This is a genomic window from Klebsiella sp. 141161, assembly GCF_050600815.1.
GTDB classification, from domain to species: Bacteria; Pseudomonadota; Gammaproteobacteria; order Enterobacterales; family Enterobacteriaceae; genus Klebsiella; species Klebsiella aerogenes.
This window is the reverse complement of the sequence record NZ_JAQIRN010000005.1, coordinates 215604-228851: the sequence shown is the minus strand read 5'-3', so window position 1 is coordinate 228851 and position 13248 is coordinate 215604. Positions and strand designations below refer to the sequence as shown.

Genomic DNA, 13248 nt, shown 5'->3' with positions numbered 1-13248 from the left:
TTTTACACTTACATTTTGTTACCGGATTATTGTGATCGATATATGATAATTTCGCTTTATGAAACCAGAGATCCGTCTCCCCCTTCCGGGGTATACAGCGTTTCCGTGTTCCACGGATTATGGTCCTGGCTCAGGGACTGAAAAATCGCCTGCGCCAGCTCGTTTTCCCGCTGTGGATTGCAGCTCAGCACATAGTGGGTATCCGGTAGGCCTGGCAAACCATCGCTTTTACCCGGCACGCGCAGTTCCGGACTCATCATTTCTACCGGACGCGCGGTGACGCCAAGCCCCGCTTTCACCGCCGCCTTCACCCCGGCCAGAGAACTGGCGGCATGCGCCAGATGCCAGGGGACCTGCGCGGCATTCAGCGCCGAGATGATATCTTCGCGAAACGGCCCGGACTCTTCGAGCAGCACCAGCGGAACAGATTCACCGTGCGCCAGTACGTAATCCGCGGCGCAATACCACAGCGTCGGCGAGGTACGCAGCGTCAGGACATCAAATTCGCCGGTTTGATGAGTGGTTAACGCCAGGTCAATCTCGCCGCTGCCCAACTTCGCAACGATATCGGCGTAATTCAGGACCTTAATTTCCAGCGTCAGTTTGGGATAGAAGCTGCCGATTCGATTGAGCAGATAAGGCAGGATGGTATCCGCCGTTTCATCGGAGGCGCCGATAGTCAACGTCCCCTGCAAACTGCCAAACATCAGCGACATGCAGGCTTCATCATTAAAACGCAGTATTTTGCGCGCGTAGCTGAGCAGTTGGATCCCCTGCTCAGTCAGTAATTTATTACGCCCATGACGAGCGAAAAGCTCTTTGCCAACCAGTTGCTCCAGTCGCTGCATCTGCTGGCTGACGGCGGACTGGGTACGACATACCGCGGCAGCGGCCGCCGCAAAGGTACTCAGATCGGCGACGGCGACGAAGGTCCGCAGCAGATCGAGATCGAGATTTAGTATCGGACGATTTGCATTTATCATATTTCTTCACTTACAGGCGCTAATGCTGGCCTGCCTTGTTGATGCTGTATCCAGGTTTCCGGCTATTCCATGAGCCTCGTGCCAAGCGGACAATTGCCGCGGGTGACAACTGGAAGAACGTCATTGCATGTGAAAGCACTCGTTCGCGACAAATGTGCGAAAAATTTGAGTAATATTTTGTTCGTAGCTCTACGCATTTTTAATTACTGAGACTTACGTTATGTGATGAATCTCAAACAAAGTCTGCAATAACAAATGTCGTTACGACCGGAAGCCCGACACAGATAACAACGCTTGCTGGAACACAAACAAAAAAGTCTGCAATAACAATATATTAATAAAATCACGCCGTTAAACAGAGGTTTATACGTCGATATTAACCGTCATATCCTAACCGAAAACCACAATATTTATAAGCGCTAATCAGTATTATCTAAGGTAATTTTAAACATTTTTGCAGCACTATAATTAAATTAACAAAAGCCGAAATAATCCATGCAATCAAATATACCTGATTCATTAATTGGCATGTTTTATTAAAAAAAATTAACATAGTTGCTACAGTTGTCGTCGCCCTCTTTCTTATTAGCATAGTGTCTTTTAGCGGTTAAAATTCAGGCAAGCCGCTTTTTCCTTCAGCAACAAACCAGATAAACATCCATACAATTGCGCAATATGCGCAACATAAAACCATTCAAAAACCCATATCAGGCACATTATATAAAGAATAACGCCATTACACAGATAAATTCATTACTCTAAAAAAATACTATTCGCAAAATCTTCTCCTGTTAACCCTTCAAAACAGCGGGGATGCGGAGTACATTGTTCCGTGCTGACTTCCACGGCAGGGAGTGGCGATAACAGCTAAAAGGTCAAAGGTTCATGTCCCCTATCGAAAAATCCAGCAAGTTAGAGAATGTCTGTTACGACATCCGCGGTCCGGTTCTAAAAGAAGCAAAACGCCTTGAAGAAGAAGGCAACAAGGTACTCAAGCTGAATATCGGCAACCCGGCGCCGTTCGGCTTTGATGCGCCTGACGAAATCCTCGTCGACGTTATCCGCAATCTGCCGACCGCCCAGGGCTACAGCGACTCAAAAGGTCTCTATTCCGCCCGTAAAGCAATTATGCAGCACTACCAGGCGCGCGGAATGCGCGATGTTACCGTGGAAGATATCTATATCGGTAACGGCGTTTCAGAGCTGATCGTCCAGGCCATGCAGGCGCTGCTCAACAGCGGCGACGAAATGCTGGTTCCGGCCCCGGACTACCCGCTGTGGACCGCGGCTGTCTCGCTTTCCAGCGGCAAAGCGGTGCACTATCTGTGCGACGAATCTTCAGACTGGTTCCCGGACCTCGACGATATCCGCGCCAAAATTACGCCACGCACCCGCGGGATCGTCATCATTAACCCGAATAACCCAACGGGCGCCGTTTATTCCAAAGAGCTGCTGCAGGAGATAGTCGAGATCGCCCGTCAGCACAACCTGATTATTTTCGCCGACGAAATCTACGACAAGATCCTGTATGACGACGCCGAACACCACTCTATCGCCGCGCTGGCGCCGGATATGCTGACCGTCACCTTCAACGGACTGTCGAAGACCTATCGCGTCGCCGGTTTCCGCCAGGGCTGGATGGTGCTGAACGGGCCGAAAAAGCACGCCAAAGGCTATATCGAAGGGCTGGAAATGCTGGCCTCAATGCGTCTGTGCGCGAATGTCCCGGCGCAACACGCTATCCAAACCGCGCTGGGCGGCTACCAGAGCATTAGCGAATTTATCATTCCGGGCGGGCGTTTGTATGAGCAACGCAACCGCGCCTGGGAGTTAATCAACGAGATCCCGGGCGTCTCCTGCGTCAAGCCGAAAGGCGCGCTGTATATGTTCCCGAAAATCGATGCTAAACGCTTTAATATCCACGATGACCAGAAAATGGTGCTCGATTTCCTGCTACAGGAGAAAGTGCTGCTGGTTCAGGGTACCGCCTTTAACTGGCCGTGGCCGGATCACGTGCGTATCGTCACCCTGCCGCGTGAAGATGACCTGGAAATGGCAATTTCCCGCTTTGGCCGTTTCCTCTCCGGCTATCATCAGCTTTAATCGCGCCGCCGCCGGTATTTGCATCCGGCGGCGATCCCTGCGCACAATGGAACCTGATGTTGTCACCGCTTAGGGGTTCCTATGAGTCAGAGTCATTTCTTTGCCCACCTCTCCCGCCTGAAACTAATTAACCGCTGGCCATTGATGCGCAACGTGCGTACCGAGAACGTCTCCGAGCACAGTTTGCAGGTGGCGATGGTCGCCCACGCGCTGGCGGCGATTAAGAACCGCAAGTTTGGCGGCCAGGTCAACGCCGAACGTATTGCCCTGCTGGCGATGTATCACGATGCCTCCGAGGTACTCACCGGCGATCTGCCCACGCCGGTGAAATACTTCAATTCGCAGATTGCCCAGGAATATAAGGCGATTGAGAAAATCGCTCAGCAAAAACTGGTCGATATGGTTCCCGATGAGCTGCGCGATATCTTTGAGCCCCTGATTGATGAGCACCATTACAGTGAAGAAGAGCAATCGATTGTGAAGCAGGCCGACGCCCTGTGCGCCTATCTGAAATGTCTTGAAGAGCTTTCCGCCGGCAATAACGAATTCCTGCTGGCTAAAGGTCGGCTGGAAAAAACGCTGGAGTCGCGCCGCAGCCCGGAGATGGATTACTTTATGCAGGTGTTTGTCCCGAGCTTCCAGCTGTCGCTTGATGAAATCAGCCAGGATTCACCGCTTTAATATACGGGCCGGGCATCCCCTGCCCGGCCTGAATGAATTAAAACGGAAAGAGTACCGGGATCAGCAGCACGCAGACCACCATCACCAGTACGGTGAAGGGCACACCGATTTTGACAAAATCACTGAACGAATATTTACCGGGTCCGAGCACCAGCGTGTTAACCGGTGAAGAGACCGGGGTCATGAAGGCCGCCGAAGCCGCCATCGCCACTACCATGGCGAAGGGATACGGCGATACCCCCATCGATTTCGCCGCCGCCAGAGCAATCGGCGCCATCAGCACCGCCGTCGCGGTGTTAGAGATAAACAGACCAATCGCCGCGCACATCACAAACAGACAACCCAGCATCAAGTAGGGGCCTTTGCTCCCGGCGACGTCCATTAACCCCTGCACCACCAAATCCACGCCGCCGGTTTTCTGCAATGCCAGGGCAAACGGCATCATCCCCACGATCAAAATGATACTCGGCCAGTGAATCGCCTTGTAGGCGCTCTCCGCATTGATGCAGCGAAACTTGCCCATCAACAGGCAGGCGATGATTGCGGCAATGGGGTTGGGAATTTCATCGGTAAGCATCAGCGCTACCATCAACACCAGGCAGAATATGGCGTGCGGCGCCTGGCTGTGCGCGGGCGACGCATCGTTGACCTCAACCGGCATATTCAGCACCACAAAATCACGGCCGCGTTTTGCCAGCATGGCTATCTGACGCCAGTTGCCGACCACCAGCATAATGTCGCCTAATTGCAGCGGTTCATCGACTACCGCGCCGTCGAGCGCTGTGCCATCGCGCTTCAGGCCGACGATATTCAGACCGAAACGGGTACGGAAGGCCATCTCGCGCACCGTTTTACCAATAAGCTCTGAATCAGGGATTAATGAGACTTCCGCCATGCCGACGTCCAGCGCCTGGTCGGAAAAGTATTCGCCACGCAGCACCATCGGCTCAAGCATCTGTTCGCCGCAAAACTGCCGCAGATCGACATCGGAAGCCGACATATCGATAAGCAACACGTCGCGGGCGCGAAACTCCGATACCCCGTTAACGTTGACAATCACCCGGCGAAAACGCCGCCAGCGTTCGACGCCGATAACGTTGGCGCAGTAGCGTTCACGCAGCTTTAAATCATCAAGCCGCTGGCCGATCATCGGCGAGCCCGGACGAATCGCCAGCCGGCGCGCCCTACCGGTGAGGCGGTACTCTTTGATTAAATCACGAAAGGTGCTTTTCTTGCGGCCATCGCGAGCGGCGCTGTCATCTTCACCCTTCAGCATAAAACGCATCACCAGCATATAGACGATACCTAACACCAGCACCACCAGACCAATCGGAGTCACGCTGAAGAAACTGAATCCATGCAACCCCTCGCGCAGCAGTTCACTGTTGACCACCAGGTTCGGCGGCGTCGCCACCAGGGTCATCATGCCGCTAATCAGCCCGGCGAAGCTTAGCGGCATCATCAGCCGCGATGGCGAGGTATTCATGCGCAACGAGACGCTGAGCACCACCGGAATAAATATCGCCACGACGCCGGTTGAGCTCATAAACGCGCCCAGCCCGGCAACGGTGAGCATCAGATAGACCAGCATTTTGGTTTCGCTATTGCCGGCAACCTTGACCAGCCAGGAGCCCATTTTAGTCGCCACGCCGGTGCGCACCAGGCCATCGCCAATGATAAATAGCGCAGCAATGAGAATAACGTTCGGATCGCTAAAGCCGGAGAAGGCCTCGCTGAGGGTTAACGTACCGCTAAGCACAAACGCAACAATGATCATCAGCGCGATGGCATCCATGCGCACCTTGCCGGTTGCAAACAAGACAACCGCGATGGCCAGTAGCGATAACACCCAAATCAATTCACCGTTCACAACTTATCCTTGTCTGAAGAGGGAGCCGGAATTGTGGCATAAAAAAGCCCCGGCGACGCGGGGCTAAATCATGAGATTATGCTTTAAGATTCACCTGAACATTGCCGTCCGCCTGCCGCTCAATGCGCAAGCTCTCGAGGGTTGTCAGCACCAGATCGGCTTCATCAAGACGCGGCGCATCCGCCGGAACGTTGACGGCGATGGTGCGGCATCCGGCAGCCAGCCCGGAAAGCAGCCCCGCCGGCGCATCTTCAACCACCGCGCACTGTTGCGCCGGTATCCCCAGCAGTTCAGCGCCGAGCAGATAGGCATCCGGCGCCGGTTTCCCCTTCTTCACCTGCTCGGCGGTGACAAACACTTTCGGCATCGGCAGACCTGCCGCGCGGTGGCGGGCGTGAGCGACCGGAATGGAACCCGAAGTCACGATAGCCCACGGGATCCCCGCTTCATTAAGCGTATTCAGCAAGCTTAACGCGCCCGGCAGTGCGACAATGCCTTCGATATCAGTGGCTTCAATCTGCTCAAGAAAGCGGAACTCGGCCTGAATATCCTCTTCGCTGCGCCCCGGCATAAAATGACGAATCGAAGTGATGGCCTGTTTACCGTGAATGAAACCGAGAATCTCATCGTGTGGAATGCCGAAACGATCGCCCCATTTACACCATGAACGCTCGACTACCGGCAAAGAATCCACCAGCGTCCCGTCGAGATCGAACAGGAAACCTTTACACTGCACGGGCACCTCCATCAGGCATTAATAATTTGGTTAATTTCGTTGCTACTCAAGTGATACTGGCGCGGGCAGGAGTGCCAGGCGGCCAGCATACGCTGGTATTTTTCCCACATCGGCGTCTGCGAGTTAAAGCCGTGAGTTCCTGCGTCGAAGTGGCTATAGCGCCCTTCTACATTGACCATAAAGCGCACGTAGCCGAGATAGCGGGCTTCTGTGGCGACATCAAAGCCAAGGAAGGTGACCCGGCGTTCATCAATAGCGGACGCATCTTTGAGATTGGTCCACGAGACGTGCAGCGCGTGGTACATCTCCATGATATCGATAATAGTCCGGCAGGTTTCTTCCGTCAGTTGGCCAAATTCGCGGTCCAGCTCGCGCATTTGCAGCCCATATCCACGCTCGATGATGGTCTGTAGACGGCGGTAACGTTCGGCGTTGTCCGGGTCGAGCATAGTCATCATCTTGTACTGATTGGACAAAATCAGACGCTGCGCATTGGTCATTTCCATTTTTGACTCCTGTAGCACTTACGGCGTGAAATAAAGAAGGCGCATAAATCATGCGCCTTCTTTTATATGCGTTTTCCGTATGGAATTACAAATCATCAAGGAAAGTTTTATCCAGTTGTTTGAAGGCGCGCTTAAGCGTGTCAGCCAGCGCCTGGTAATCCGGCTTGCCGTCAACCGGCGCTAACGCCTGCCCGGCCTCTTGTAATTTGCCGCGCACTTCATAAAACCAGTTCAATATTGATGGCGGTAATGGCGTCACGGAACGCTTGCCCAACCACCACAGCCCCTGCATCGGCAGGCTTAAGGCAAATAGCGCGGTGGCGACGGCCGGGCCGAGCTGCCCGCCGAGCGCTATCTGCCAGCATAAGGTGAAGACCGCAACCGGCGGCATGATGCGAATCGCGTAGCGAGTGGCGCGAATAATGCGGTTTTCGATAAACACCGGCGCCAGCCGTTTATCGAGGGGCCAGGTCTTCGCATAGTGCTGCCCGCGACGAAACAAGCTAAAAAAGCTAACGGGGCGATTCTCAGGGGTCGACATGGCTATACCTCAACTTTACATATAAAACTTAAAATTTTCGTGCAAAACACCAACTGTGCATGACAACGTTCAAAAGATTTTGGCAATGGATGCGGCAATCAGGTATCCTGTGCCCACCTGAGAGGGCGGTTAGACCCTTTTACCAGGTTAGTCAAATTATCGCATATTCTGCTGCTGGCGGAAAATTATGCAAAATGACATAAAATCATATGTACTTCCCTCATCGTGCCAGAAAACAGAACAAGGCATGATGTTAATCATAAATGTCGATGTCATCCTGCGCTACGCTTTGTGACACACTGATGTTTTTTTAGCCACGTATCATAAAAGGTACTTCCATGTCGAGTAAGTTAGTACTGGTTCTGAACTGCGGTAGCTCTTCCCTGAAATTTGCTATCCTGGATGCCGTTAACGGTGACGAATATCTCTCCGGTTTAGCCGAATGTTTCCATCTTCCTGAAGCCCGTATCAAATGGAAAATGGACGGCGGCAAACACGAAGCTGAGTTAGGCGCTGGCGCCGCTCACAGTGAAGCGCTGAACTTTATCGTTAACACTATTCTGGCACAAAAACCAGAACTGTCAGCACAGCTGACCGCAATTGGCCATCGTATCGTTCACGGCGGTGAAAAATACACCAGTTCCGTTGTCATCGACGATTCCGTTATTCAGGGCATCAAAGACTCCGCTTCCTTCGCACCGCTGCACAACCCGGCGCATCTGATCGGTATCGCTGAAGCGCTGAAATCCTTCCCGCATCTGAAAGACAAGAACGTTGCCGTGTTCGACACCGCGTTCCATCAGACCATGCCGGAAGAGTCCTACCTGTACGCCCTGCCGTACAGCCTGTACAAAGAGCACGGCGTACGTCGTTACGGCGCGCACGGCACCAGCCACTACTATGTGACTCAGGAAGCCGCTAAGGTTCTGAACAAGCCGGTTGAAGAACTGAACATCATCACCTGCCACCTCGGCAACGGCGGTTCCGTTTCCGCGATCCGTAACGGTAAATGCGTTGATACCTCCATGGGTCTGACCCCGCTGGAAGGTCTGGTGATGGGTACTCGCTCTGGCGATATCGACCCGGCAATCATTTTCCACCTGCACGACGCGCTGGGTATGAGCGTAGATGCTATCAACAAAATGCTGACCAAAGAGTCCGGCCTGCTGGGTCTGACCGAAGTCACCAGCGACTGCCGCTACGTTGAAGACAACTACGCGGATAAAGCTGACGCTAAACGCGCAATGGACGTTTACTGTCACCGCCTGGCGAAGTACATCGGTTCTTACACTGCGCTGATGGACGGTCGTCTGGACGCCGTTGTTTTCACCGGTGGTATCGGTGAAAACGCCGCGATGGTTCGTGAACTGTCCCTGGGTAAACTCGGCGTTCTGGGCTTCGAAGTTGATCACGAGCGTAACCTGGCTGCCCGTTTCGGCAAGTCTGGCTTCATCAACAAAGAAGGCACCCGCCCTGCCGTGGTTATCCCGACCAACGAAGAGCTGGTGATCGCTCAAGACGCACACCGTCTGACCGCTTAATTCCACACCGCCAGCGATAACCCTGACTGCTTCGAGTTGCCACTTGAAGTATGAACGGTAAGCTGGCGGTGCTGTTTTGTATCCCGCCTAAAACTGGCGGTAACGAAAGAGGATATATCGTGTCCCGTACTATCATGCTGATCCCTACCGGAACCAGCGTAGGCCTGACCAGCGTCAGCCTCGGTGTTATCCGCGCTATGGAACGCAAAGGCGTTCGCCTGAGCGTCTTTAAACCTATCGCCCAGCCGCGTTCCGGTGGCGATACTCCAGACCAGACTACCACCATCGTTCGCGCCAGCTCTTCAACGACGACTGCCGCTGAGCCGATGAACATGAGCCACGTTGAGTCGCTGCTGTCCAGCAACCAGAAAGACGTGCTGATGGAAGAGATCATCGCCAACTACCATGCCAACACTCAGGATGCTGAAGTGGTGCTGGTTGAAGGCCTGGTCCCGACCCGTAAACACCAGTTCGCTCAGTCTCTGAACTACGAAATCGCAAAAACGCTTAACGCGGAAATCGTCTTCGTGATGTCTCAGGGCACCGATACCCCAGAACAGCTGAACGAGCGTATTGAACTGACTCGCAACAGCTTCGGCGGCGCGAAAAACACCAGCATCACTGGCGTTATCGTTAACAAATTGAATGCTCCGGTTGATGAACAAGGCCGTACCCGCCCTGACCTGTCCGAAATCTTCGACGACTCGTCTAAAGCGAAAGTCGTGAAGATCGACCCGGCGCAGCTGCAGAACGGCAGCCCGCTGCCGGTGCTGGGCGCGGTGCCATGGAGCTTCGATCTGATCGCCACGCGCGCTATCGACATGGCGCATCACCTGAATGCGACTGTGATCAACGAAGGCGACATCAATACTCGCCGCGTGAAGTCCGTAACCTTCTGCGCGCGCAGCATTCCGCACATGCTGGAGCACTTCCGTCCGGGTTCTCTGCTGGTGACTTCCGCAGACCGTCCAGACGTACTGGTCGCTGCCTGCCTGGCGGCGATGAATGGCGTAGAAATCGGCGCCATCCTGCTGACCGGCGGCTATGAAATGGACGCGCGCATCAGCAAACTGTGCGAACGCGCTTTCGCCACCGGCCTGCCGGTATTCATGGTTAACACCAACACCTGGCAGACCTCTCTGAGCCTGCAGAGCTTCAACCTGGAAGTACCGGTTGACGATCACGAGCGCATCGAGAAAGTTCAGGAATACGTTGCCAACTATATCAACGCCGACTGGATCGAATCGCTGACCGCGACCTCCGAGCGCAGCCGTCGTCTGTCTCCGCCAGCCTTCCGCTACCAGCTGACCGAGCTGGCGCGTAAAGCGGGCAAACGCGTCGTTCTGCCGGAAGGCGACGAACCGCGTACCGTTAAAGCGGCGGCCATCTGTGCCGAGCGCGGTATTGCCACCTGCGTGCTGCTGGGCAACCCGGATGAGATCAACCGCGTTGCGGCCTCTCAGGGCGTAGAGCTGGGCGCTGGTATTGAAATCGTCGATCCGGAAGTGGTTCGCGAAAGCTACGTGGCGCGTCTGGTCGAACTGCGTAAGAACAAAGGCATGACCGAAGCGGTTGCGCGCGAACAGCTGGAAGATAACGTGGTTCTTGGCACCCTGATGCTGGAACAAGACGAAGTCGACGGCCTGGTATCCGGCGCGGTTCACACCACCGCCAATACCATCCGTCCGCCGCTGCAGCTTATCAAAACGGCGCCGGGCAGCTCGCTGGTCTCTTCCGTATTCTTCATGCTGCTGCCGGAACAGGTTTACGTTTACGGCGACTGCGCGATCAACCCGGATCCGACTGCTGAACAGCTGGCGGAAATCGCAATTCAGTCCGCTGATTCCGCGATTGCCTTCGGTATCGAACCGCGCGTAGCGATGCTCTCCTACTCCACCGGCACCTCCGGCGCAGGTAGCGATGTAGAAAAAGTACGCGAAGCGACTCGTCTGGCGCAGGAAAAACGTCCTGACCTGATGATCGACGGTCCGCTGCAGTATGATGCCGCGGTAATGGCCGACGTAGCGAAGTCCAAAGCGCCGAACTCTCCGGTAGCTGGCCGCGCAACCGTGTTCATCTTCCCGGATCTGAACACCGGTAACACCACTTACAAAGCCGTACAGCGTTCCGCTGACCTGATCTCCATCGGGCCGATGCTGCAGGGTATGCGTAAGCCGGTAAACGACCTGTCCCGCGGCGCGCTGGTAGACGATATCGTCTACACCATCGCACTGACGGCGATTCAGTCTTCTCAGCAGCAGAACTAATCTTCCGCTGAGACAAGAAAGGCAGCCAAATGGCTGCCTTTTTTTTGACGCTAACCCGTAAAGGAAATTACGCTTCGTCTTCTTCCGGCTCGTCGCGATCGTGGCCGGTATTGCCCGCGTTACGGGTCATCCACAGCGCCAGCGCTTTCAGCGAATCGGCGGTGAACTCATCGCAGCGCGCGGTGATCTCTTCCGGCGTCAGCCAGCATACTTCGCTAACCTCTTCTTCCTGCAGGGCGAACGGGCCATGAGAAACACAGCTAAACAGGCTGCCCCAGACGCGGCAGTGTTTATCTTCGTAATAGAATTGGCCATGATCGGCAAAAGGCACGCCCGCAATCCCCAGCTCTTCTTCCGCTTCGCGGCGCGCCGAGTCCAGCAGCTGTTCATCCGCCTGCACCACGCCGCCGGCGGTCGCATCCAGCATACCCGGCATGAAATCCTTGCTCTCGGTACGGCGCTGCACCAGAATTTTGCCCATCCCATCATGAACCACAATATAGGTCGCGCGGTGACGCAGACACTGCGCGCGCATTTGCTCGCGGCTGGACTGTGCTATCACCTCATTGTTTTCATTAACAATATCGACCCATTCTGTGCTTGCCAAATGCTTCTGTTCCGCCATCAGGAAACCTTACTTTTAAGCGCTCTCGCGGCGCGTCTTTACGATTGAGGGGTAAATTACGGGTAAATCGCGGCCTCTGCAATAACCTGATTATCTTTGAGTGCGAAAACCTGCAGCCGATCATCTTCCAGCATGCCGTAGCTGGCGGCAAAGCCGCCTTTCGGGATGCTCACAGAGCCAGGATTGAAGAGGAAAATATCGCCGCGTTTCTCGGCAACCGGAATATGAGTATGACCATAAGCCAGTACATCGCCAGCGGCGAGCGGCGGCAAATTATCCGGACTATAGAGATGACCGTGGGTCAGAAACAGGCGGTAGCGTTCGCTAAGCACCTGCTGCCAGGGGGCGGTAATGGGGAAATGCAGCAGCATTTGATCGACTTCGCTATCACAGTTACCGCGGACGGCGATAATCCGCTGCGCGACGCTGTTCAGCCTCTCGGCGACCTGCGCCGGCGCATACCCTTCCGGCAGCGCATTGCGCGGCCCGTGATTAAGCACATCGCCGAGGATAACCAGCCACTGCGCCCCGCTCTGCGCGAAGCGTTCCAGAACGCGTTCGGTCGCAGGCAGCGAACCGTGAATATCGGATGCGAACATCAGTTTCATATCAACCCCTTACCAGACAATACGGTCTGTCTATGATAACGGAACTGCCTGCGCTTATCAGCCGCTACGTTTAGCCGACAGTGCGGCATAACGCTGAACAGACGCCCGCTGCCACTGGAAGGTCGCGTAGTCCGCCAGCGCTTCCGGCACCTCGTCGCCGTTCAGCACCAGACGGTTTAGCATCAGCGCAAGATCGGCATCGGCAATACACCATTCGCCAAACAGATTCTGCCCGCCATGCGCCAAAAGCGCGCCGGCGGTCGCAAAGAGTTTAGCCGCGCTGGTTTGCCCCGCGGCGCTAAGCGCGGGCTTCTTCGCGCCGCCAAACACCACGTCGGTAGAACGTTCTTCGCGTATGGGCATCAGATCGCTTCGCAGCCAGGACTGCACCTGCCGCGCCCGCGCGCGTTTTTGCAGGTCGTGCGGATACAAGCGCTCCCACTCCGGCGGCGCAAAGCGTTCGTCAAGGTATTCGGTAATGGCCGAGGATTCGCTTAGCGAAAAATTATCCACTTCCAGCAGCGGCACGCGCCGTGTCGCGGAGTAGCCCTTCCAGCCCGGCTGCAGATGCTCGCCGCTGTCGAGATTGACGGTTTTAAGGGTGAACGGCAGGCTTTTTTCCTGCAGCGCCACATACACGGACATCACATAGGGGGAGAAAAAATCGGCATCGGACCACAGGGTAATAACAGGCTGATTCATGACATCCTCAATGAAGCCAGGGGGAGATAAATCAACATAGCTGGTCTGCTATAAGATGTCACTGGCAGCCGCATGAGGATTTCGC

Annotated in this window: 12 protein-coding genes; 4 read left to right on the top strand and 8 right to left on the bottom strand. The window is 54.8% G+C overall.

What is annotated here, in order from left to right:
- Positions 1-56: 56 nt before the first annotated feature.
- A complete protein-coding gene (locus PGR79_RS15250) occupies positions 57-983 on the bottom strand; it encodes a LysR family transcriptional regulator (protein ID WP_213794342.1) in 927 nt (308 codons plus the stop codon).
- A gap of 885 nt (positions 984-1868) precedes the next feature.
- Between PGR79_RS15250 and alaA the strand changes: the two genes are divergently transcribed.
- On the top strand, positions 1869-3086 hold the full coding sequence (gene alaA / locus PGR79_RS15245; RefSeq protein ID WP_015365583.1) for an alanine transaminase AlaA: 1218 nt from the start codon (positions 1869-1871) through the stop codon (positions 3084-3086).
- Between the two features lie 81 nt (positions 3087-3167).
- Positions 3168-3767 carry a 5'-deoxynucleotidase gene (yfbR, locus tag PGR79_RS15240; RefSeq protein WP_032712094.1) on the top strand — a complete coding sequence of 200 codons (600 nt, stop codon included), beginning with the start codon at positions 3168-3170 and terminating at the stop codon, positions 3765-3767.
- Positions 3768-3804: 37 nt separating this feature from the next.
- Here yfbR and PGR79_RS15235 read toward each other — a convergent pair whose 3' ends face one another.
- The 4 genes from PGR79_RS15235 to yfbV form a co-directional block, all read right to left on the bottom strand.
- Positions 3805-5637, bottom strand: a complete 1833-nt coding sequence (locus tag PGR79_RS15235; protein ID WP_308958772.1) for an SLC13 family permease — start codon at positions 5635-5637, stop codon at positions 3805-3807.
- 76 nt (positions 5638-5713) lie between these two features.
- Entirely contained in the window at positions 5714-6373 is a 660-nt protein-coding gene (locus tag PGR79_RS15230) for a sugar phosphatase (protein ID WP_087860199.1), read from the bottom strand.
- 11 nt (positions 6374-6384) lie between these two features.
- Positions 6385-6879: a YfbU family protein gene (locus PGR79_RS15225; RefSeq protein ID WP_045391472.1), complete on the bottom strand. Its 495-nt coding sequence runs from the start codon at positions 6877-6879 to the stop codon at positions 6385-6387.
- An 85-nt stretch (positions 6880-6964) separates the two neighbouring features.
- Positions 6965-7420 carry a terminus macrodomain insulation protein YfbV gene (gene yfbV / locus PGR79_RS15220; RefSeq protein ID WP_015365578.1) on the bottom strand — a complete coding sequence of 152 codons (456 nt, stop codon included), beginning with the start codon at positions 7418-7420 and terminating at the stop codon, positions 6965-6967.
- Between the two features lie 338 nt (positions 7421-7758).
- Between yfbV and ackA the strand changes: the two genes are divergently transcribed.
- Together ackA and pta are read left to right on the top strand one after the other, a co-directional pair.
- Positions 7759-8961, top strand: a complete 1203-nt coding sequence (gene ackA / locus PGR79_RS15215) for an acetate kinase (protein ID WP_015365576.1) — start codon at positions 7759-7761, stop codon at positions 8959-8961.
- Between the two features lie 119 nt (positions 8962-9080).
- Entirely contained in the window at positions 9081-11228 is a 2148-nt protein-coding gene (gene pta / locus PGR79_RS15210) for a phosphate acetyltransferase (RefSeq protein ID WP_015706164.1), read from the top strand.
- A 67-nt stretch (positions 11229-11295) separates the two neighbouring features.
- Here the strand turns inward: pta and yfcD are convergent, their stop codons facing one another.
- From yfcD to yfcF, 3 genes are read right to left on the bottom strand one after another with little or no spacing between them, the layout of a single operon-like run.
- On the bottom strand, positions 11296-11853 hold the full coding sequence (gene yfcD, locus PGR79_RS15205; RefSeq protein ID WP_015365574.1) for an NUDIX hydrolase YfcD: 558 nt from the start codon (positions 11851-11853) through the stop codon (positions 11296-11298).
- A 56-nt stretch (positions 11854-11909) separates the two neighbouring features.
- Positions 11910-12461: a phosphodiesterase gene (yfcE, locus tag PGR79_RS15200; protein ID WP_047043293.1), complete on the bottom strand. Its 552-nt coding sequence runs from the start codon at positions 12459-12461 to the stop codon at positions 11910-11912.
- Positions 12462-12518: 57 nt separating this feature from the next.
- Positions 12519-13163: a glutathione transferase gene (gene yfcF, locus PGR79_RS15195; RefSeq protein WP_430921965.1), complete on the bottom strand. Its 645-nt coding sequence runs from the start codon at positions 13161-13163 to the stop codon at positions 12519-12521.
- Between the last annotated feature and the right edge of the window lie 85 nt (positions 13164-13248).